The 21,457-nt window shown below is 71.3% G+C and carries 15 protein-coding genes; 5 read left to right on the top strand and 10 right to left on the bottom strand.

Annotated features, from left to right (window positions below; all coding sequences use genetic code 11):
* Window positions 1-3 precede the first annotated feature (3 nt).
* The 7 genes from RIC11_RS06355 to glgX all read right to left on the bottom strand — a co-directional run bounded on the left by RIC11_RS06355 (window position 4) and on the right by glgX (window position 9,685).
* Window positions 4-1,422, bottom strand: coding sequence for a pectate lyase family protein (locus RIC11_RS06355; RefSeq protein WP_350209456.1), 1,419 nt, complete (start codon window positions 1,420-1,422; stop codon window positions 4-6).
* Window positions 1,423-1,755: 333 nt separating this feature from the next.
* Window positions 1,756-2,925, bottom strand: coding sequence for a dockerin type I repeat-containing protein (locus RIC11_RS06350; RefSeq protein WP_350209454.1), 1,170 nt, complete (start codon window positions 2,923-2,925; stop codon window positions 1,756-1,758).
* 80 nt (window positions 2,926-3,005) lie between these two features.
* A complete protein-coding gene (locus RIC11_RS06345; protein WP_350209452.1) occupies window positions 3,006-3,803 on the bottom strand; it encodes a PEP-CTERM sorting domain-containing protein in 798 nt (265 codons plus the stop codon).
* Window positions 3,804-3,904: 101 nt separating this feature from the next.
* Window positions 3,905-4,753 (bottom strand): DUF1559 family PulG-like putative transporter, encoded by an 849-nt coding sequence (locus RIC11_RS06340; protein WP_350209450.1) that lies wholly within the window; start codon window positions 4,751-4,753, stop codon window positions 3,905-3,907.
* 125 nt (window positions 4,754-4,878) lie between these two features.
* The gene (locus RIC11_RS06335) at window positions 4,879-5,370 is read right to left on the bottom strand and encodes a hypothetical protein (RefSeq protein WP_350209448.1); all 492 of its coding nucleotides are present in this window, start codon (window positions 5,368-5,370) and stop codon (window positions 4,879-4,881) included.
* A 915-nt stretch (window positions 5,371-6,285) separates the two neighbouring features.
* Window positions 6,286-7,542 (bottom strand): precorrin-6y C5,15-methyltransferase (decarboxylating) subunit CbiE, encoded by a 1,257-nt coding sequence (cbiE, locus tag RIC11_RS06330; protein WP_350209446.1) that lies wholly within the window; start codon window positions 7,540-7,542, stop codon window positions 6,286-6,288.
* 100 nt (window positions 7,543-7,642) lie between these two features.
* On the bottom strand, window positions 7,643-9,685 hold the full coding sequence (glgX, locus tag RIC11_RS06325) for a glycogen debranching protein GlgX (RefSeq protein WP_350209444.1): 2,043 nt from the start codon (window positions 9,683-9,685) through the stop codon (window positions 7,643-7,645).
* A gap of 306 nt (window positions 9,686-9,991) precedes the next feature.
* On the opposite strand from glgX, the gene purM reads away from it, so the two are divergent.
* The 3 genes from purM (at window position 9,992) to RIC11_RS06310 (ending at window position 12,442) form a co-directional block, all read left to right on the top strand.
* Window positions 9,992-11,032: a phosphoribosylformylglycinamidine cyclo-ligase gene (gene purM, locus RIC11_RS06320; RefSeq protein WP_350209442.1), complete on the top strand. Its 1,041-nt coding sequence runs from the start codon at window positions 9,992-9,994 to the stop codon at window positions 11,030-11,032.
* A 6-nt stretch (window positions 11,033-11,038) separates the two neighbouring features.
* The gene (locus RIC11_RS06315; protein ID WP_350209440.1) at window positions 11,039-11,527 is read left to right on the top strand and encodes an FtsH/Yme1/Tma family ATP-dependent metallopeptidase; all 489 of its coding nucleotides are present in this window, start codon (window positions 11,039-11,041) and stop codon (window positions 11,525-11,527) included.
* A gap of 174 nt (window positions 11,528-11,701) precedes the next feature.
* Window positions 11,702-12,442 carry an SDR family oxidoreductase gene (locus tag RIC11_RS06310; protein WP_350209438.1) on the top strand — a complete coding sequence of 247 codons (741 nt, stop codon included), beginning with the start codon at window positions 11,702-11,704 and terminating at the stop codon, window positions 12,440-12,442.
* 213 nt (window positions 12,443-12,655) lie between these two features.
* Here RIC11_RS06310 and RIC11_RS06305 read toward each other — a convergent pair whose 3' ends face one another.
* Complete coding sequence (locus tag RIC11_RS06305; protein WP_350209436.1) at window positions 12,656-14,035, bottom strand: sigma-54-dependent transcriptional regulator; 1,380 nt, start codon at window positions 14,033-14,035, stop codon at window positions 12,656-12,658.
* A complete protein-coding gene (locus RIC11_RS06300) occupies window positions 14,028-15,557 on the bottom strand; it encodes a sensor histidine kinase (RefSeq protein ID WP_350209434.1) in 1,530 nt (509 codons plus the stop codon). The genes RIC11_RS06305 and RIC11_RS06300 overlap by 8 nt, the downstream gene beginning before the upstream one ends.
* 117 nt (window positions 15,558-15,674) lie before the next feature.
* Here RIC11_RS06300 and RIC11_RS06295 point away from each other — a divergent pair, with 117 nt between their 5' ends.
* Window positions 15,675-16,694: a DUF1559 domain-containing protein gene (locus tag RIC11_RS06295; RefSeq protein ID WP_350209432.1), complete on the top strand. Its 1,020-nt coding sequence runs from the start codon at window positions 15,675-15,677 to the stop codon at window positions 16,692-16,694.
* A 78-nt stretch (window positions 16,695-16,772) separates the two neighbouring features.
* Complete coding sequence (locus tag RIC11_RS06290; RefSeq protein ID WP_350209430.1) at window positions 16,773-18,626, top strand: sodium:solute symporter family transporter; 1,854 nt, start codon at window positions 16,773-16,775, stop codon at window positions 18,624-18,626.
* 12 nt (window positions 18,627-18,638) lie between these two features.
* On the opposite strand, the gene RIC11_RS06285 is transcribed toward RIC11_RS06290, so the two are convergent.
* Window positions 18,639-21,434 (bottom strand): protein kinase domain-containing protein, encoded by a 2,796-nt coding sequence (locus RIC11_RS06285; protein WP_350209428.1) that lies wholly within the window; start codon window positions 21,432-21,434, stop codon window positions 18,639-18,641.
* Between the last annotated feature and the right edge of the window lie 23 nt (window positions 21,435-21,457).

Raw genomic sequence — 21,457 nt, 5'->3', positions numbered from 1 at the left:
GCCTCAACTGATCGTGTCGACGTTGTTCCCGAAATTCGTGTAGTCCACCTTCTCGCGCGGGTTGGTTCCGTTGAGGAACTCCTCGACGTTGGTGTACCCGTCGCCGTCGGCGTCTTCGCTGGCGTCGCCGGCGGCCGCGGGGTCCATTCCGTGCTCCGCTTCCCAAGCATCGGGCATGCCGTCCGAGTCACGATCCTCCGGGACCCCGTCGGGCGAGAACGCGTACTCGGGGTAACCGCCGACTTGCTCGGGGTCGCTGATGATGCCGGCGCCATGTTCGACCTCGCCCGTACGCACCGTCTCGACGATGCGCTCGTCGACCGGGTCGCGGCGGGGGAGCGTGGCGCCCGACTTGGCGAGCACCTCCTCAAACGCCTGCGAGGCCGATTGCTGGTTGACCGGCCAGCCCTCGAACGGGGTGTGGACCCGTGCGTGGTCGCGGTCGCCGGGCCCTTCCATCCGCATGCCTTGCCAGTTGTCGGCGGTGACCCCGGGGTAGCCCTCGACGATGTTGCCAGCGACGTACCACTTGCCGGGCCGCGGGCGCGTGTCGGGGTACCAGCCCCCTTGCTTGAAGGCGCCCTTCGGGGAGTGCATGTTGCGTTGCTCGATCGTGGCGATGGTGCTCCGCATGTTGTCGTTCGTCGCGGGCCCCGGCTTGTAGTAGTTGTTGATGACGTTGACGAGCGACGTCTCGTCGCCGCCGTCCATCGTGCGGTGCCGCCAGTTGAAGACAACGTTGTTGCGGTAATCGAACTCGCCGCTCATGCCGATCGACGGGTTGCGACCCGTGTTGCAGGCGAACAGGTTGTGGTGAAAGGTCGCGTCCTCGCCGCCCCACGTGCCGCCGAACTCGTGCCCGGGCTTCATCCCCTCACTCGAGATGCAGTACTGGACCGTCAAGTACCGGACCGGGTTCTTTACGCGGACCGTCTCGCCGGTCACCGGGTCCTGCTCCTCGTCCATGTAACGATAGAGCGACAAGTTCTCGTCGCGTCCCCAACTCGTGCTGCAGTGGTCCACCACGATGTGGTGGTGGGGGTTGCCGCCGATGTTGTCCGACCCCTGCCCGCCGGACGTCACCCCGCGGCGGACCCGGAGGTGGCGGAGGATCACGTTGTGGGTGTTGATGTCCAGCGACGCCCCGGCGATACAGACCCCATCCCCCGGCGCGCTCTGCCCGGCGACGGTGATATCGGGGTGGTCGATACGCAGGTTCGAATCGAGCTGGATGACGCCGGCCACCCGGAAGACCACGATCCGCGGCCCTTCGGTCTCGAGCGCCGCGCGGAGGCTGCCGGGCCCGCTGTCGTCCAGGTTCGTGACGGCGATCACCTCACCGCCGCGTCCGCCGGTCGTGAACATGCCGCCGCCCCAGGCGCCCGGAAACGCGGGGATCCCCAGGGGCATCCTGTAGGGCATCGGAGGGACCATCCCCGGTTCGGGCTGCCGAGCCGGTTCGCGATCCCCTTGGGATCGCTCGGCCTCCGCCGAAGAGCCGACGGCTGCGTCCCGCGCGCCGGAGGCGCCCGAAGGCTGGGCCCCCGCGCAAGACGCCAGCACGGCCAGCAGGGCGATAGTCAGGAGGCTCGTTCGGTGGCGTGAATCGGCGTCGCACATAGCTGCTCTATTCCCCTGTTTTGAACCGCCCATCGCGCTGCGGGTCGCGCGCTACCAGAGCGAACGCTTCCAAGCCGCCGGAGCGGGCGGCGCCGGCTGGCCTACCAGGGTGGCGAATTCACCAAGAGGCGCCGATCAGATGATCCACCGCAACGCAACGCGGACCGGTGTCTTTCTACGTGGGTCGCTCCGCACGCCGCCATTGTGGCCGGCAACCGCGCCGGCCTCAACCTCCGGTGGCGCCGTCGCGCCGGGGGCCTCGCCGAGCGATACCGCCGGCCGCCCGCTGCGACCCAAGGGAGTGGGTTCTTCCGCCCGATAGGTGGCTCTAGCGCTCCGGCGGTCGGTCGGTCGTCGGCTACGAATACGCCTCGCCTGGCGTCCGACCAGACTAAGGGCGACGAGAGTCGCGGCGCACGGCTCCGGGATGGCGAGGGTTGCCGGTTCGATTGCGTCGCGCCACACGGTGTAGTCGGCGGCGTTGATGCGGCCATCGCCGTTGCCGTCGGCTTCGCCGAGGTCGACCGGCTGCGGCGCGAGCTCGCCGTATTGGGCTGCCCACAGCGCGTAGTCGTCTGGCCCCACCGCGCCGTCGAAGTCGAAGTCGCCACGCAGCAGCAACGAGTCGGCCTCCGCCGCGAGCCACGGCACGGCCGCGTCGTTCAACGCAGCGGACGGCGTGCCGAAGGTCGCGAACGCCACGTAGATCGGCGGGCTCGGCGCGAGGCCCTCCGCCCGCAGCCGCAGCGACGCCGTGTACACGCCCGGCGCCGGCGGCGCGCCGCCGGCGCCGACCAGCTCCCAGTAGCGGTGCGCGTGCAGGCTCAGCGCGCTGGCCGTCGTTGTGCCGATCCGCCGGCCCGGCACGGCCGCCCCGGCGCCGTCGACGGCGGCCGCGAGGAAGTTCGGGTCGTAGAGCGTGAGCGCCGCCGATGCGGCCGGCGTGAAGCCGACCTCGCCCTTGCCGTCCCAGTGCAACAGGTTCGAAGTCACGCCGCCGACGGTCATTGGCAAAAAGTCCCAGTACACATCGACGCCCACCGGCAACGACTCGGACCCGGCCGGCGGGCTCGTCAGCGACAAGAACGACGGGTCCTGGCTCAGCCCGTTCGACGGCAGCAGCTCGCCGAAAGCCCGCGCGCCGATCGCCTGCCCGCCGGGCGTGTCGTCGTCGTAGCCGACCACCAGCCGGCCGTGTTGCTGCTGCAGCAACACGCCCTGCCCGTCGGCCAGGCACTCGCCGCACTCCGCCGCGAGCCACACGGTCACGGCCGCGAACAGCCGGCTCAATCGATTCGGTTTCATCGAAGCCCCAACGAGTGCGATACAAGTACCGCCGGGCGGGCGCGGGGCCCGCCCGGCGGGTGAAGAGGGAAGGGGGGGCGCTAGCGTCGCCGCGCAGCGGCCGCGGCGAGCGCCGCCGCGGCCAGCAGCGCCGTCCCCGGTTCGGGGATCACCAGCGACTCGGCGTAGCCGATCGCGTCGGCGTAGAACGAGAAGTCCTTGCCGCCGAGCTCCGGCGCGCCGGCCGCCGGGTCGTCTATGAAGTTCCGGGTGGCTTCGCCGAGCGCCTCGGCCGCGGCGACCGGGTCCGCCTGGCTGCTCACGAGGTTGTCGACCAGCGTTACCAGGTAGAACGGATCGGAGTCGGCGAGGCCCGTCACGCTCGCGGTCAGCTCGACCAGGTACACGCCGTCGGCGATCGGCGCGCCGTCGTCGGTCAGGTCCGACAGGCCGAACGTCGGGTGCGCGTGGAAGCCCCCCAGCGAGTCGGTCAGGTTCGGCTGCGGCGCGTAACCCCCTTCGACGGCGGTGGTCGGCGCGAACGCCACCTGGCCGGCCCCGTCCCAGTGCGAGATCGCGACCGTGTTCCAACGGATCTCGGCCTCTGCCGGCAAGTCGGTCTCGTTCGCGTCGTAACCCGGCTCGCTCGAGCCGACGTCCCACGGGATGAAGGCCGGCGAGCCGACCAGCGGAGTCAACACCGCCTGGAACACCTTGTCGGTCGGGTCGAAGGCGACCTGCTCGATGTCGTCGTCGTCGAGGATCGCGAAGCCCACGTCGACCTGTCCGTCGGTCTCGAACACGGCGATGTCGCCGCCGCCGCCGTGGCCGAGCGCCGCCGACGCCGGGGCGAGCAAGCACGCGAGCAGGCCCGTCGATCGAAGAATTCGGTTCGTCACTTGAAGTCTCTCTTTGTTGGTGGGGTATTTGAATTCCGCAGCAACGGCTGTGGTTCGCTCGCAGCCTCTGGGCGGCGGCTTCACCGCTTCTCAGCCGGTTCTCACTGCGGCGGGCGGGCGAAGTCGAAGCCCTCGGCACACCACCCTGCGATGGTTCCTGCGTCGATCGGCTCCACGTGCCCGTCCGCGTACAGGTAGTTGGCCACGCCCCCCGTGTGCCGCTCTACGGCGACCTCCTCGGCGACCGCGCCGTAAATCGTCTCGATCCGCTGCGCGGGGCTCATCGCTTGGGCGTCGTCGAACCACCGGTCGCTGTGCACGTGGTCCGACCGCACGCCGAGCACGCTCCCGCCGTCGACCGCGACGCTCTCCACGACGAGCAGCGTCGCGTGGGTCTCTTTCAGGTCGTACAACTCCCCGACCATCCCCTCCTGACGCCGGCGGATCGCCGCCGCGATCGGCGGCGGCGCACTGGCAGGCACACGGTCGGGGCGGCGCAGGTAGCCGTTCATCGCGTAGCTCGTGTCGGCCCGGATCACGCCCTGTGGCGGCGTGTCGTAGCGGTCGAGCTGGTCGCTCGACAGGGCCCGGCCGTCGTTCCGCTCCGGGTCGTCGGGGCACAAGCGGATCGCGTCGACGTCCTCCGTGTAGGGAGAAAGCGTCGCGATCCACGAGACCTCTTCCTGGGTCGGCCCGCCGCCCTCGCCGATCCGCTGCTGCTCCTCGAACTCCCGGTTGAAGTACGCCATGCTCGGGAACGCGCCGCGATGGGCGCCGGCGAACTGGTGCACCGCCAAGCCGATCTGCCGCAGGTTGCTCGCGCACTGCGTGCGTCGCGCGGCGCCGCGCGCCGCCTGCACAGCGGGCAGCAACAGCGCCACGAGCACGCCGATGATGGCGATCACCACCAGCAGCTCGACGAGTGTGAACGCACATCGACTACGCGACATACCTACGGCCTGGAGCAAACAGCCCACGCACGCCCACGCACCGCAGCAACGGGCGAACGCAGGTGCACGCCGAGCGCGCCGGTCGAGCGGCGGCGGGCGAGAGAGAGAGCGAAAGAAAGAACGGTCTACGCGACGCGCCCGGCCGGCGGACCCCGCGCGCCGAGCGTCGCTAGCCGCAGCGCAGCGACCCGCCGCGACCCGTCTGTGCGAGCCAAACCCGGCTCGCGACTCTCCGCACCGACGACGCCCGCCGGCGCGAGGCTCTCTTCGAGCTGCGAAACCAGCGCGAGCAGCAAAACGCCGTGGTCGCGGTGGCCATCGACGGGCGCACGCAGGCCGGTGCAACTCTTCGACCGGGCGTCGGCCCCCTGCTCGCGGGTCCGTCCGTCGGCTTCAGCGGGCCCGTGGTGGTGGTGCCAGAGCCCGTCGCCGTGTTGGTGGAAGTAGCCGTGCGCCAGACCGTGGTGCGCCAAGCGCGGCGCGTCGCTCTGGGCTGCGTCGCTCTGGGCTGCGTCGCCCGACACGAGGTAGTGCAGCGCGTCGCCTGTCGCCCCGACGACCACGTAGGTCGCGGCGAGCAGCGTCGCGGCGCGCCGGCTGAAGGGGCTCAGAGCCAAGGTAAGCGTCCGGGGATTCGGGGCGTCTGGAGCGCGAATTCGGCGGGCGTCGGTTCAGACGGCCATCGCTAGCCGCCCGCCAATCTCTCAGAATCAGCGGGCCACGCAACCGTTTGGCCGCCTTGCGGGCGGCGACCCGCTCTGACTTTCTAGTCGCTCCGGGCCCAGCGACCACCCGTACGATCACCCGTACGACCGGCTCGAAGCCCGCGCCGTAACCGCCATCGGCTGGATCCAAGGGGCTTGTGAAAGACGCCTGCAAGACAATGGACGCCACACCTGACAGCTCTCCGACTCCTCCAGAAGTACGTCGGTCGAGGTCGAGGACGACACGGCGGCAACGGACTCTTGTGTCCGCGAGGGTTGCAGGCGCTGCGAGGTTTTCGAGCGGAGCGGCACGAACAGCGGCGGCTAGACCACTTTCTGAGCCTGGCGCTCCTCGCCCGACGACAGACGCCAGCGAAGGCCTCGGAGGCGGTGCGGTCGATTCGGCCGGCGTGCGTTGCCGCTTTGGGTCACGCCCCGAGCCCGCGGGAGGGTCTCCCGCCGTGGCCGTCGGCTGGAACCTCCCCGTGACCACTCGCCCGGTGGCCGAGATTGGCCGGGCGAGAGGCCGACCGGTAGGGGATAATGCCGGCGTACGCCGCGCCGGGCGGCGGCCGGGTCGCACGGCGCGTCGCAGGGCGGTTCGGGTTTCGTTACACGGGCGGCCTTAGACCGTGTGGTGTAACGTATCACTAACCCCAGACGCCGCAGCGGGTTAAGCCCCGTTTGGACACGTTCAAGCGTGACAACGCGATTTCTTGCGTGTCGCGTTTGTTTCATTCCCGGCGGCGGCGACCCGCGTTCGGTGGCCAATTCTTGCGAGGCTCCTTCCCGGCCGGGGCGCCCACGCGGCGTTCAGCGGCGTGGCGGTCAGCCCTTCACGGCCGCTAGCAAGAAGTTGGGCTTGAGCGCTTCGAACGACAGCCGCTCGAGCTGGTCGGCGCCGCGAGCGATGTTGACCATCCACACGCCGATGTTCGGCTCGACGCCGGCCGTGCGGCTGGCCTCCATCAGGGCCTCGCGCGCTTGGGCGATGTGGTCGATGCTGATCAGGTTCACCGCCAAGCGGCCGCCCGGCCGCAGCCGCGCGAAGGCCTCGACCGCCAGGCGCGTGACCTCGCGGCCGGCGCCGGCCACGAACACGCAGTCCGGGTCGGGCAGCTTGGCGAAGGCCTCGGGCGCTTTGCCGAGGACCGGGATCACGTTTCCCACGCCGAAGCGGTCGCAGTTCTCTTGGATCAGTCCGTGGTCCTCGGGGTCCATCTCGATCGCGTACACGGCGCCGTCGTGGGCGAGCTGGGCCGCTTCGACGCTGACCGAGCCGGACCCGGCGCCGACGTCCCACACGAGGCTGGCCGGCGCGATGTCCATCTGCGCGAGGGCCAGCGCGCGGACCTCCGACGGGGTGAGCAGGCCCTGCTTGGGCTTGGCCTGGAGGAACGCGTCGTCGGGGTTGCCGAACAGCCGGCGGCCGACCGCGTCGCGCGGGCGGTCGGGCGCGTCGGGCTGGCGGACGAGGATCATCACGTTCAGCGCGGGGTACTGGCCGGCGGCGATCTTCGCCAGGTCGCCGGTGGTGACCCGCTCGTCGCGGGCGCCGAGGTTCTCGCACACGTAGGCGTGGAAGTAGTCCACGCCGCGGTCGAGCAGGGCCCGGGCCACGTCGGCGGGGCCGACTTCGGCGTTGGTGAACAGGCCGACCTTCTTGGCGGTGCGGATCCGCTCGACGACCGACCTCAGCGGGTGGGTCGACAGGTCGGTCAGGTAGGCCTCGTCCCAGCTCTCCATGACGCGGGCGAAGGCCAGCTGCATGCTGCTCACGTGGGGCAGCACCTCGAAGCGGTCTTTGCCGAACCGGTCGAAGAGGAAGCGGGCCAGGCCGTAGAACATCGGGTCGCCGAACACGACCAACGCGGCCCGGCGGTCGCCGACCTTCTCGACCTGGGCGGCCAGCTGGTCGAGGTCGCCGCTGAGCGGGACCCGCTCTCCCCGCACGCCCTCGCCGAGCAGGGCCAGGGCGCGGTCGTCGCCGAGCAGCACGTCGGCCGCGGCCACACGGTCGCGGACCACGGCCGAGGCCGCGTTGAGGCCGTCGTCGCCGATGCCGAGGATAGAGATAGAGGCCATCACGGAGGCTGTCGACCGTAGGCTGTAGGGAAGAAAGCTGAACTCAAATCCTACAGCCTATCGCCTGCGGCCTACAGCCTGCCGCGGAGCGGCCCCCCCGTCAGGCCTCGATGAAGCACTTCAGGGCGTGGTGCTCTAGGCGGATGGGGGCGCCGGTGTCGAGCTTGGGGCCGACCGACTCGGCGAACACGTCGTGGGGGCTCTCGGCGGCCGTGTCGACCGCCAGGCGCCAGTCGAGGCCGCGGGCCGCGGCCGGCGCGCGGAACTCCTGCGGCTGGCCGCCGGAGTGCATGAGAACGAGCACGTGGCGGGTGGCCGGGTCGTCGAGCCCCGTGGGGCTGAGCAGGCAGGTCAGGCTGTGGAACGTGTGGTGCCAGTCGATCGCCTTGCCGTCGACGCCGTACCAGCTCACGTCGGGCAGCTCGTCCGGGGCGTGGGGGGCGCCGGTCAGGAAGTCCGCGCGGCGGAGCACGGGTTGGCGGCGGCGCAGGTCGATCACCTGCTGGGTGAAGCGGAGGATCTCGGCGTTCCGCTCGACCAGCCGCCAGTCGAACCACGACAGCGCGTTGTCCTGGCAGTACGCGTTGTTGTTGCCGCGTTGGGTGCGGAGGACCTCGTCGCCGGAGACCAGCATCGGCACGCCCTGGCTGAGCATCAGCGTGGCGATGAAGTTCTTCGCTTGGCGGCGCCGCAGGCGGCGGATGGGCAAGCGGCGGGTCGGCCCCTCGACGCCGTAGTTGGCCGAGTAGTTGTTGTTATCGCCGTCGCGGTTGTCCTCGCCGTTGGCCAGGTTGTGCTTCCGCTCGTACGACACCAGGTCGTTGATCGTGTAGCCGTCGTGGCTCGTGACGAAGTTGATGCTGTGGTAGGGCGCGCGGCCCGACGGCTGGTACAGGTCGCTGGAGCCGGCCAGGCGCGTGGCCATCGGGCCGGTCATGCCGAGGTCGCCCCGCCAGTACCGCCGCACGTTGTCCCGGTAGGCGCCGTTCCACTCGGCCCAGCGGCTGCTGGCGAACGAGCCCACCTGGTACGCGCCGGCCGCGTCCCACGCCTCGGCGATGATCTTCGTGTCCGAGAGCATCGGGTCCTCGGCGATGTACTCCACCAGCGGCGGGTTGGGCGTGAGCTGGCCGGAGCGGTCGCGGCTGAGGATGCTGGCCAGGTCGAAGCGGAACCCGTCGATGTGGTAGTTGTAGACCCAGTGCCGCAGGCAGTTGAAAATCATCTCCCGGACGATCGGGTGGTTGCTGTTCACCGTGTTGCCGCAGCCGCTGTAGTTCTTGTACGAGCCGTCGCCCGTGAGCATGTAGTAGACGCTGTTCTCCAGCCCCTTGAAGCTGAACGTGGGGCCGTGCTCGTTGCCCTCGGACGTGTGGTTGAAGACCACGTCGAGGATGACCTCGATGCCCGCCGCGTGGAGCTCGCGGACCATCTGCTTGAACTGCTTGACCTGCGCGCCGGGCTCGTCGCCTTCTTGGTAGCCCCGGTGGGGGGCGAAGAAGGCCATCGGGTCGTAGCCCCAGTAGTTGCCGCGCTTGGACCTCGAGCCGTCGGTCTCCTCGGTGGGGAACTCGTGCACCGGCATCAGCTCGACCGCGGTGACCCCCAGCGACTTCAGGTACGGGATCTTCTCGATGACCCCCAGGTAGGTGCCCGGCGAGTCGACGGCGGCCGACGGGCTCATCGTGAAGCCCCGCACGTGCATCTCGTAGATGACCGACTCGCTGAGCGGCCGCCGCAGGTGGCGGTCGCCGCCCCAGTCGAAGTGGTCGTCGATCACCACGCACTTCGGCGGGCGGACGACGCCGTCGTCGCCGGGCAGGAAGCCGCCGGCCAGCGCCTTGGCGAACGGGTCGATCAGCCGCGCGTGGGGGTCGAACCGGTGGCCGCGCTCCGGCTCGAAGGGTCCGTCGGCCTGGAAGTGGTACAGCTGCCCCGCGCCGAGGTCCGGCACGAACACGCTCCACAGGTCGCCCCAGCGGTCGGTGTCCGGGTTGAGCTCGATCAGCCGGGACGGCTCGGGGTCGGCGACGGATTTGTACAGCAGGACCCGCATCGCCGTGGCGGTCTTGCTGAAAACGACGAACTGCACGCCGTCGTCTCGCAGGATCGCCCCGTACGGTAACGGGTACGCGAACTGCATCGGTGGTAAGCTCTTGTGCGGCTTTGCCATCACGAGGCCCGAAGGACGGGCGTAGAAGGAAGTCGTGCCGTGAGCGATCATTGTGACTCTGCGGGGTCGTTCTTGGGACCGGCGCCGCCTTCCCTGGCCCAGATCGCCCCCGTCGCTCGGCTAGGCAGCTTGCGCGAACCGGGGGCGTAACGCTAGCATCGGTCGGTCCGCCGGCGAGTTCCCAGCCAAGCGGCGGCGGCCCGCGCCGCTTCGCCCGCCGGCACGACCCGCGGTAACCGACAAGACGCCAAGAGCGCCAAGGACGCCAGTGGTTTGATGGCCCTCTCGTACAAAGACGCCGGCGTCGACCTCGACGTTTACGCCCAGTCGATGTCGCGGCTGCCGCGGCTGATGCGCCGCACGCACACGCCGCGCGTGCTGCCGCTGGAGGGCGGCTTCGCGGGGCTGTTCCGGCTCGACTTCGCGGGGAAACTCTTCGCCCGCAACTACCGCGACCCGGTCCTCGTGAGCTGCACCGACGGGGTCGGCACCAAGCTCAAGGTCGCCCAGATGGCCGGCCGGCACGGCACGGTCGGCGTCGACCTCGTGGCCATGTGCGTGAACGACGCGCTCTGCTGCGGCGCGGAGCCGCTGTTCTTCCTCGACTACATCGCCATGGGCAAGGACGACCCGGAGCGGCTGGAGCAGGTCGTGTCGGGCATCTCCGACGGCTGCGTGCAGGCCGACTCGGCGCTGCTCGGCGGGGAGACCGCCATCATGCCCGACCTGTACGGCCCCGACGACTACGACCTGGCCGGCTTCTCGGTCGGCGTTGTGGAGCGCCATCGGCTGATCGACGGCACGCGGGTCGCCGCGGGCGACCTGGTGCTCGGCGTGGCCTCCAGCGGGCTGCACTCCAACGGCTTCAGCCTGGCCCGCAAGATCGTGTTCGACGCGGCCGGCCTCTCCCCGGGCGACACCGTCCAGGAGTGCGGCGGGGCGACGGTCGGGGACCTCTTGCTCGAGCCGACGCGGATCTACGTGCAGCCGGTCCGCCGCGTGCTCGCGCACTACCGCAAGAAGCAGGTCGTGCACGGCATCGCCCACATCACCGGCGGCGGCCTGCGCGAAAACCTCGAGCGGATCCTGCCGCCGCGCGTGCGGCTGCGGATCGACGAGGGCTCGTGGCCCGTGCCCCCGGTCTTCGCATGGCTGCAGCGGTTAGGGGAGGTCGCCGACGACGAGATGGAGCGCGTCTTCAACCGCGGGATAGGCCTCGCGCTGGTCGTCAGCGAGCACTTCGCCGAGAGCATCGCCAAGCAACTCGCCGACCAAGGGCTAGAGAACTGGGTGATCGGGCGAATCGATGAGGAATGACCGTCCGTGGACGATCCTCCCGAACTCACCGCCTACCACGAAGCCGGCCACGCGCTCATCGCCGCGTACGCCGGCGGGCGGGTGACGCTCGTGACCATCGCGCCGGAGCCGGACGACGGGCCGCGGCGCTTCGGCGGGCTGGAGGTCGTTTGGCGGCGCGGGGAGTTCTCGCCGAAGGCCTTGGCCGAGAAACTCGTGCTGGTCGCGCTCGCCGGGCCGGTCGCCGAGATGCTCTACCGGGGCGAGCCGCTCCACCCGGCGCTGGTCGGCGAGTGGTCGGCCGACTGGCGGCAGGCGTGGGACGAGGCCGCGGCCATCGTGCCCGACGAGCGCCGCCGCACCCGCTGGCTCGAAGATCGGCTGCGCGGCCTGTACGGGCTGCTCGACGAGCCCCTCGCTTGGGAGGCGGTCGCCGGCGTGGCTGACCACCTGATGGCCCACGAAACGCTTGAACGGGAGGAGTTCGCGGAACTGGTCTCGGTGTGGCTGGGGTGAAGGAATGCGGAAAGCGGAAAGGGGAAAGCGGAAAGAGAAGCCGGTGTGCCATCCGCCTGCGCGGCATTCCCCTTTCCCCTTTCCACTTTCCACTTTCCACTTTCGCCGCACACTAGGCACGCCACCTGCGGAACGCGAAACTAAACCCATCTCGCTTTCCATCAGGGGTGCCCCATGTCTTTTTCGGTCCAGACCCGCACCGCGCTGGTGACCGGCGCCAACCGCGGCATCGGCAAGGAGATCGTCAAGTCGCTGGTGACCCACGGCGCGCGGCGGGTGTACGCGGGGGTGCGGTCCGTCGGCAAGGCCGAGGGCCTCGTCGAGCAGTTCGGCGAGGTCGTCATCCCGATCGAGATCGACTACGAGAAGCCCAAGACAATCGAAGCGGCCGCCGAGCAAGCGAGCGACGCGCAGCTCGTCGTCAGCAACGCGGGCGTGCTCCGTGTGAGCGACCCGTTCGCTCCCGACGCACTAGACAACCTCCGCGCGGAGCTCGAGGTCAACGTGTTCGGCCTGCTGCACATGGCCCGCGCGTTTGCGCCGGTGCTGAAGCACAACGGCGGCGGCGCCTTCGTGCAGCTCAACTCGGTGGCCTCGCTGCGGAGCTTCGCGCCGTTCGCGACCTACTGCGCGTCGAAGGCCGCGTCGTACTCGTTGACGCAGGCGATACGCGACTTGCTCAAGGAGCAGGGGACGGCCGTGCTGAGCGTGCACCCGGGGCCGATCGGCACCGACATGGCCGACACCGCCGGCCTGGAAGAGACCGACCCGCCGTCGGTCGTCGCCGAGGGGATCATCGCCGCGCTCGCCGCCGGCGACTTCCACCTGTTCCCCGACAAGATGGCCAAAGAGTTGGGCGCGGCCTACGCGGCGTTCGCGGAGAGCGTGATCGACGCGGACCCGATGGAAGGGTGATGGGCGCTTTCCTGAAGGGGCTGCGGCGGATCGCCTTCCGGTTGGGGGAGTGTGATGAGGGCGTTGGATGATTCGGGTGTGGGACGCGTCTCCAGACGCCGATAACGGTGTGCCAGCCGCCCTTCTTCGGCGGCGCGTAATCGGCGTCTGGAGATGCCTCCCACAGAGTGTCGGGTCGGATCTCTAGGCGTCGGAGGCCGCGGCGGAGCGGCGTCAGTCGCTCGACCCGGGGCTTTGCTCGCCGTCGAGCTTCCGGCGCAGCGTGGTGCGGTGGATGCCCAGCGTGCGTGCGGCCGGCGCGTACTCGCCGTCGTGGTGGGCCAGGGCCTCGCGCAGCACGGGCCCTTCGAACTCGCGCAGCAGGCGCTCGTACACGCGGCCCGCGGAGTCGCCCGCGGCGAGCATCTGCCGGGCCCGCGCGGCCACCGCCGCGCCGAGGCCGGTCGGCCCGTCGGCCGGCTCGAGCCGCTTCGCGCTGGGCAGGTGCTCCGGCAAGACCACGCCCCAGCGGGCGAGCACCGCCGCGTGCTCGACCGCGTTGCGGAGCTCGCGCACGTTGCCGGGCCACTGGCGCGACCGGAGGGCGTCGATCGCTTCGGGGGAGAACGACAACGGCCGACGGCTGGCGCGGGTCGCGAAGTGGGCCGCGAGCAGCGGGATGTCGTCGACCCGCTCCCGCAGCGGCGGCACGCGGACCTCGAACACGCACAGCCGGTAGTACAGGTCGCGGCGGAACTCTCCCGACGCGATCCGCGCGGGCAGGTCCTGGTGGGTCGCCGCGACGACGCGGAACCGAGTCGGCGCGGGGCGGTCGGCGCCGACGGGGAGGACCTCGCCTTGCTCGATGGCGCGGAGCAGCTTGGTCTGCAGCGCGGCGTCGATCTCGGCGACCTCGTCGAGGAACAGCGTGCCGCCGTCGGCCTGCACCATCAGGCCCGGCCGCGGCCGGTTCGCCCCGGTGAACGCCCCCTCGACGTGGCCGAACAGCTCGGACTCGACGACCGACGGGCTCAACGCGGCCGCGTTCACCGCGACGAACGGCCCGGCGGAGCGGGCGCCGTGCTCGTGGATCGCGCGGGCGGCGAGCTCCTTGCCGACGCCGCTCTCGCCGGTCAGCAGCACGTTGGCGTCGGACGCCGCGGCCAGCGCGATCCGCTTGAAGAGCGTCTGCATGACGGCCGACTCGCCCACCATGCCGCCCGGCGGCGGCGCGTCGGGCAGCCGCACGGCGCCCTTGAGGCTGAGGCCCCGCTGCATAGCGGCCCTCATCTCTTGCAGGTCGAACGGCTTGAGCACGTACTCGAAGGCGCCGCGGTGGATCGCCTCGACGGCCACTTCCAGCGCGCCGAACGCGGTCATCACGATCGCCGGCGCGGAGTCGGTCAACCGGCGGAACTCGTCCAGCGCCGACAGCCCGTCGACGCCCGGCAGCCGCACGTCGATCACCAGCAGGTCCGGCGGCGACTCGGCGGCCATTCGCAGGCCTTCTTCGGCGGAGGCCGCGGTCCGGACCCCGCACCCCATGCTGCGGCCGAGCTTCTCGAGGCCCCAGCAGATCGACTCCTCGTCGTCGACGATGAGGATCTCAGGCATGGGTTGGCTCCTGGTGGGCGGCCGGCAGTTGGATGGTGAACTGGGTCGTCGCGCCGACGCGGCGCCAACCGACCTGCCCCCCCGCGTTCTCGACGACCATCCGGCAAACGGGCAAGCCCATGCCGACCCCTTCGGGCTTGGCGGTCACGAACGGCTCGAAGCAGTCCTCGCCGCTCGGCGTGTCGGGCCCGGGGCCGGAGTCGATCACCCGCAGCCGCGTCTGCCCGCCCTCGGCGGCGAGCTCCACCCGGACGAACGCGTCGCCGTCGCCGGCCAAGCGGCCGCGGCCGGCGGCCTCGACCGCGTTGAGCAGCAAGTTGACGACCGACTGCAAGAGCTGATCCCGGCGAGCACGCACGCGGCACGCTTCGGGGGGCGCCCAGTCCAGGCGCACCCGGTTGTGGCGGGCCGCGGGCCGCACGGCGTCGATCGCTTCGCTGGCGACGGCCGCCAGATCGACGATCTCCGCCGCCGCGCCGGCGGAGGGGCGGCCCAGCTGCAGTAGCTGCTGCAAGCGGCCCTCGAGCGACCGGAGCTGGCGGCGGGCCACGTCGAGGCAGTCGTCGTCGGCCGGCGGGCGGCAGCCCTCGGCGTGCAGGTCGATCGCCAGGCGGCAGCCGGTGGCCGCGTTGCGCATCTCGTGGGCGAGCCCCGCGCCGAGCATCGAGACCGCCCTGAGTCGCTCGGCGCGGCGGAGCTCGGCCTCGTACTGCTGCATGCGATCCGCGGCCCGCACGACGGCCCCCGCCAGGTCGCGGGTCTCGTCGTTGAAGCGTGTCTCCGGCGGCGCGGCGTGGCCCCCTTCGGCGAGCCGCCCGACCGCCCCGCCGAGCCCGGCCAGCGTGCGGCCGATCCTGCCGCCGACGGCGTTCACCACCAACGCGGTCGACGCGAGCATGACGCCGCCGACGACGACCGGCGGCAAGATCGCGGCCCGCCAAGCGGCCTCGTAGTCGCGCCGCGGGAACAGCAGGTGGAGCGTGCGGGGCGGGGTCGCTCGGCCCCGGTCGCGCAGCTCGACCGCCATGTGCAGGTAGCGGCCGTCGGCCGTGGTGAGCGCCGCGCCGAGGTCGACCCCGTCGGCCTTGAGCGGCTGCGGCTGGGTGGCGAGCGTGCGATCGCGGGCGAGCGTCGGCTCGCTGGCGGAGAGCACGCGGCCCTCCCGCCCGGCGAGGACGAACTCGGCGCCGGCCAGGTCGGCCATCTGCCGGAGCACCGCGTCGGTGAGCGGGTAGCTGCTCTGGTCGAGCGCGCGCACGACCCCCTGCAAGCGCTCCTCGATCCGCGCGGTGGTCGCCCGCCGGGCCAGCCAGCCGTAGGCCAACGCGACGGCCACCAAACCGAGCACGCCGACCAACGCCAACGGCGCCATCAGTTGGGCGCGGATCGTGAAGCGCGCGCCGGCGCCGGGTAGCGCGGGGGCTCGCCGGCTGTCGCGCGGCGCGGCGAGGGTGTCGGCCCGCGCGACAGCGGGAAGCCGCTCGCCGGAGTGCGGGGCCGTGCTCTTGAGTACATTCGCCATAGTGAGACCGGATCGGCCCGGGGTGGCACGGCACGTGCCTAACGCGGATCGCTCCGGGGCGGCGCGAGGCCGCCCCGGCCCGCTTCCGCCGCCACGATACCGAGTCGGAGAGAATCGATGCCACAAGGACGCCGCCACCCAGGCTTCACCCTCGTCGAGCTGTTGGTGGTCATCGCGATTATAGGGATACTCATCGCCCTGTTGCTGCCCGCCGTGCAATCGGCGCGCGAGGCGGCCCGGCGGAGCCAGTGCAAGAACAACCTCAAGCAGCTCGGCCTGGCCGTTTTGAACTACGAGGGCGCGAAGAAGCACCTGCCGCCCAGCGCGCTGGTGGACCTCGGCGTGACCAGCACCGCCAACAACGGCTCGTGGGGCGTGCACGGGCGGGTCCTCGATTACCTGGAAGAGGGCGCCGTCCGCGACCTGGTCGACCTCGAGACCGGGTGGGACAACCAGATGGGGATCCACGACGTGCGGATCGCCCCCTTCCAGTGCCCCAGCGACGACAAGGCCGCCGAGCCCCGCCCGTTCAGCGACGGCCGGCCCACGCTGTGGCCGACGAACTACGGGTTCAACTTCGGCACTTGGTTCGTCTTCGACCCGGCCACCAAGCAAGCGGGCGACGGCGTGTTCTACCCGAACAGCAACCTCCGCCTGGCGAAGGTCACCGACGGCACGAGCCACACGCTCCTGTGCGCCGAAGTGAAGGCTTGGACCGAGTACACACGCAACGGCGGCCCCGCGTCGACCGAGATCCCCAACACGGTGGAAGAGGCGACCGCGGTGGTCGAGTCGGGCGCCGACGAGAAGAGCACCGGCCACACCGAGTGGCCCGACGGCCGGGTGCACCACACGGGCGTGACCGCGACGATGACGCCCAACACCTACGTGCCCTACACGAACAGCAAGGGGGTCGAGGTCGACGCGGACTTCAACTCTTGGCAGGAGGGCAAGAACGGCAGCGCCGGCGCGCCGACCTACGCGATGATCACCTCGCGCAGCACGCACCCGGGGCAGGTGCAGGTCACGCTGGTCGACGGGTCGGTCCAGTCGGTGGCCGACGAGGTCGACCCCGCGGTGTGGCGGGCGATGGCTACCCGCGGCGGCGGCGAGACCGCCCGGTACGCCGCGCCGTGAACGCCCCCGGCGGTCCGTGGCGGTCGTCGCGGCTTGGCGCAGCACGACTTCCCACGGCGGGCGTGGTAGGCTGGGGCCGTGCTGGACCTGGCTATCGTCGTCGCGTTCCTGGCTTACTCCACGCTGGCGGGGCTGAGGCACCGCAAGCAAGCGTCGCGGGGGCCGACCGACTTCTTCCTGGCGGGCCGGCAGACGCCCGGCTGGCAGGCCGGCCTCAGCATGGCGGCCACGCAGTTCGCCGCCGACACACCGCTGCTGGTGTGTGGGCTGGTCGCGACCGGCGGGGTTTGTCTGCTGTGGCGGTTCTGGGTCTACGGGTTCGGCTACCTGCTGATCGCCTTTGTGTTCGCCGAGTGCTGGCGGCGGTCCGGCGTGCTGACCGACGCCGAGCTCGCCGAGACGCGCTACAGCGGCCGCGGCGTGCTGCTGCTGCGCGGGCTCAAGGCGGTGTACTACGGCACGGTCGTCAACTGCTTGTTCCTGGCGATGGTGCTGACCGCCGCGGTCCGGGTCGCCGAGGTGTTCGCCCCCTGGCACGAGTGGCTGCCAGCGCCGGTGTACGAGGCGATCCGCGCGGGGGTCGACGCGGCCGGCTTGGCGCCGATGGCCGTGGCGTCGGACGCCGACCCCGCGACGGCGGTCTGCAACGGGCTCATCTCCGTGGCCGTCATCGCGTTGTTCGTGCTCGGGTACTCGGCGGTGGGCGGGCTCCGCGCGGTCATCGCGACCGACGTCTTGCAGTTCGCTCTGATGACGGTCGGCACGTTCGCTTACGCGTGGTGCGTGCTGGCGGAGGTCGGCGGCTTGGGCGCGTTGGCCGAGGGGCTGACTTCGCTCTACGGAGCGTCGCGGCACGCGAGCGTCGTCGGCCTCTTCCCGACCGGGGAGCACGCGTTGTTGCCGTTCCTGGTGCTGATCAGCGTGCAGGGGCTGTTCTGGATCGGGAGCGACGGCACCGGCTACCTGGCCCAGCGCTACATGGCGTGCCGCTCCGACCACGACGCGCGGCTCGCCGGCGTGGTCCACACGTGGGTGCAGGTGCTCGGCCGCAGCCTGGTGTGGCTGGTGATCGCCGTCGGCTTGCTCGTGGTCTACCCGCACACGCCGGCCGACGCGGCCTCCGAGGGCTTCGCCGCGGCGCGCGAGCTGACGTTCGTCAGGGGCATCAACGACCTGATGCCCGCGGGCCTACGCGGCGTGATGCTGGCCGCGATGCTCGCGGCGCTGGGGTCGACCATCGACTCCCAGTTGAACTGGGGAGCGGCCTACTGGAGCAACGACCTGTACGGCCGGCTCTTCTGCCAAGGGCTGCTGCGGCGCGAAGCGGGCCGCCGAGAGCTGGTCGTCGTCGCCCGCGTGTCGAGCGTCGTGCTGCTGTTTTTGGCGACCCTGCTGATGCTGCGGATCGGTTCGATCGGCGCCACGTGGCTGGTGTCGCTGGTGTTCGGCGCGGGGATAGGCGGCGTGTTGATGCTGCGTTGGTTGTGGCAACGGACCAACGTGTACTCCGAGCTGGCCGCGATCGGCGGCTCGCTCGTGCTCGCGCCGGTCGCGCTGGTGGCGTTCGACAGGGAGTGGGTGCAGCTGAGCGTGGTGGCGTTGGGGTGCCTGGGGCTGGCGAGCGCCGCCGCGCTCCTCACGCAACCGACCCAAGACGAAACGCTCGAGCGGTTCGTCGGCCGCGTGCGGCCGTTCGGGCTGTGGACCGCGGCCGGCGCCGAAGGGTCGGCGCGCAGGTTTTTGACGCGACTCGGCTGGGCCACGGCGATGTCCGCCGCGCTGTTCTGCCTGCTGACCGGCGCGGTGCGGCTGCTGCTCCCCGCGCCGGGCCGCTCGGGCGCGGTGGGGTGGGCGCTGGTCGGCGTCGGGACGGCGTTGGCGATCGCCTCGCTGCCGGCGCTGCGTGCCGCGACCTTCGACGAGCCCGAGTGACGCAAGAACGGGTCAAGCGTGAGTCGGCGCCCCGGCGGGCGAGCAGCCCCTTGCGCCGGCTAGCTGGACCGTCGCCGGCGGACCGGCCGCAGACTCCGCGCCGCCGCGCTCGCCGATAGGATCGCTGTCGGCCGGGCCGGCCGGGGGGCGGTCGCGCGTGTCGGGGGCGCTGGCGTCGCGCTCGACGGTTTGGAACTCGCCCCAGTCGACGTCGATCCGGGTGTGCAGCCGCTTGCCGGCGTCGACCGCGTCGGCGAACACGCTCTCGATCCGGGACGCAAGGAACGGCGCCGTCGGCCCGCGCCCGATGTTGACGAGCATCGTGTGGGGCACGTCGGCTTCGGTGACTGCCAATTGCGGCAGCCGGGCTTTGAGGGCCTCGAGCAACGCCGACGGCCTTTCGCCGCGCGGACAGATCGCTACCAACCGGCGGCGGTACCCGCAGCCAAGCGGATCGACACCGATCGCCGCGAGCGCCTGATCGGCGAGGTCGGCCTCGTCAACAAGGGGGGTGATCGCTTCGCGGACGAGCTTGTCGAGGAGCCGCGTGCAGCGCACCACCCCGCCGGGCTCGCCGCTGGAGAGCTGATCGGCGACCGACTCGACGAAGCGGTCGGCGACCCGCGCGGCCAGTCGCGAAAGCTCGGGCGGGGTGTCGGCTCCCAAGAGCGGCGGCCGCTCGTCGATCGCGTCGAGCAACTCGGCGAACGACTTGCGGACCGTGGCGGCTTGCTTCGCCGCGTCCTGCGGGGTGCGCGCAGCGGCGGACCGCGCGTCGGCGCCCCGGCTCACGTGCTTGTTCGGGTCGACCTCCCGCAACAACCGGAGGGCCTCGGTCCGCAGCTCGAGGGTCGAGCGCGCGCTGGTGGTTTGCGCGAGGTGATCGCAGTCGACCGCGCCGAGCACGCGGTACGCGTCGGCGACGCTGCCGACGCCATCGGCGCCTGGGTCGAGCGCGGCCAGGTCGAAGGCCGCGGTCGCCAGCAGCCCCATCGCCGCCGAGGCGCCAGCCGTGGCGCGTGGCGGCGGCGCCGTGCAGAGGCTCACTTGATCGAAGGGCGGCTGGTCACGCTCGAATCGCGCGATCCAGCCGTCGGCGCCCTCCGAGCCGGTGTTGCCGGCCTGCTGGCTGTGGTGCAACTCGATCAACAGCGACATCAGGCTTGCCGCGCCGAGCTGGTCGGACGGCCGCAACTGGCTGGGCAATCCCAGCACGGCTTCGACTGAGAGCGGCGTCGAAATGGCTTCCCCGACCGACCGCACCGCCTGAGCCAGGTCGATCAACATACCGCCGCCCGCGCCGCCGCAGCCTCCCGCGAGGACCACGACGCGCACCGGTTCGGGCTTGTCCGCCGTGGCGAGGCTCTGCAGCTTCGCCGCGAGCGTGCGCGCGACCCGCTGGGCGTTGTCGACCAGCGCGATCCGGCCGAGGGGGCGGTAGCCGCGCGTCGTGAGGGAGCGTGGGATGTGGTAGAGCCAGCGCCGCGACACGCCGCGGAGCAGCGCCGGGTCCGCCGCCCGATAGTCTTTCGGTCGCCGGAGCGGCACGTGCAGCGTGTCGCCGTCGCCGTCGCCGGGCGCGAGGCCCGCGTCGCGCCGCAGGTCGGTGAGTTGGTCGCGATCGGTGTCGATCGCCAGCCACGCCGCGGGGGGCGCGTGGTCGCCGAAAGCGGACCAGGCCCCCTTGGCCGCCGCCAGCATCCGCGAGCCGACGCCCCCGAGGCCCACGAAGAGCGTCGGCCGGGCGGACGCGGCGAGCTGGAGACCTTCCGGCGCCGCCAGGTCGATCACCTCGCTAGGCCCGGCCGGGAGCCGCGTGCGCGGCCGGGCCGGGGCGGGGGCCGCGGGCGGGGTGAACTCGGCCGCGTGGGGGCGCCGCGCGGGGCCGTCTGCTTTCGGCCGGCCGAGCGGCTGGGTGCTGATGGCCAGGACCGACTTGGTGTCGTCCGGTCCCACGGGCGCGCGTGCGGTGGGGCGCGCGGCGGGAGCGCCGGCGTCGGTAGCAGCGGTCTGCGCGAGGGCTTGGACGAACTTGCGGCAGCTCGGGTAGCGGTCGCCCGGGTCCTTGCTCAACGCCCGCGCGATGACAAGCCGGTCGTCGTCGCCGAGCGGGCCGAGGTTCGGCTCGGCCATCGTGTGTTGCTTGACCAGCTGCGAGACCGTCTGCCCCGCGAACGGGAGCACGCCGGTGAGCACGTACTGGTAGACGATCGCGAGGCTGTACTGGTCGCTGCTGCGCGTGGGCGCGCCGTCGAAGACTTCCGGCGCGGAGTAGAGCGGGGTCATCCCGCCGACCATCGACTGCTGCGTGCGCGAAGCGAGCTGCTTGACCAGGCCGTAGTCGGCCACTTTCGAGTGATCGCCGACGAGCAGCAGGTTCTCTGGCTTGACGTCCAGGTGCTGCAGGTCGTGCTGCTCGCTGAGGCAGTCGAGGCCCTCGGCCGCGTCGGCCATCAAGCGGAGCAACTGGTCGCGGGGCACGCCCGGGTGGCCGTCGGCGCGGCGTTGTCGGAAGAGCTGGTCGAGGCTCGAGTCGGCCAGCTCGGTGACGATGATCAGGCGGTTGTCGACGATCTCGTAGCGTTCGATCGTCAGCAAGAACGGGTGCCGGACGCTGCGCACGCGCTCCAGCGACTTCCGCTCGCGGTCGGCCAGCTCGGCGTCGCAGTGGCCGAACACGACCTTGACGGCCTTCTCGACGCCGCCCGGCGCGGTGGCCCGCCACACCTCGCCGTAGCCGCCCGCCCCCAGGCGGTCGATCAGGGTGTACCCATCGGGGAGTCGGGGGGCGGAGTCGGTGACCGGCATAGCGATTTAGATGAAACTGCGCG

The sequence above is a fragment of the Botrimarina sp. genome (genome assembly GCF_040219535.1).
GTDB lineage: Bacteria > Planctomycetota > Planctomycetia > Pirellulales > Lacipirellulaceae > Botrimarina.
This window is presented reverse-complemented; position numbering and strand designations above follow the sequence as displayed.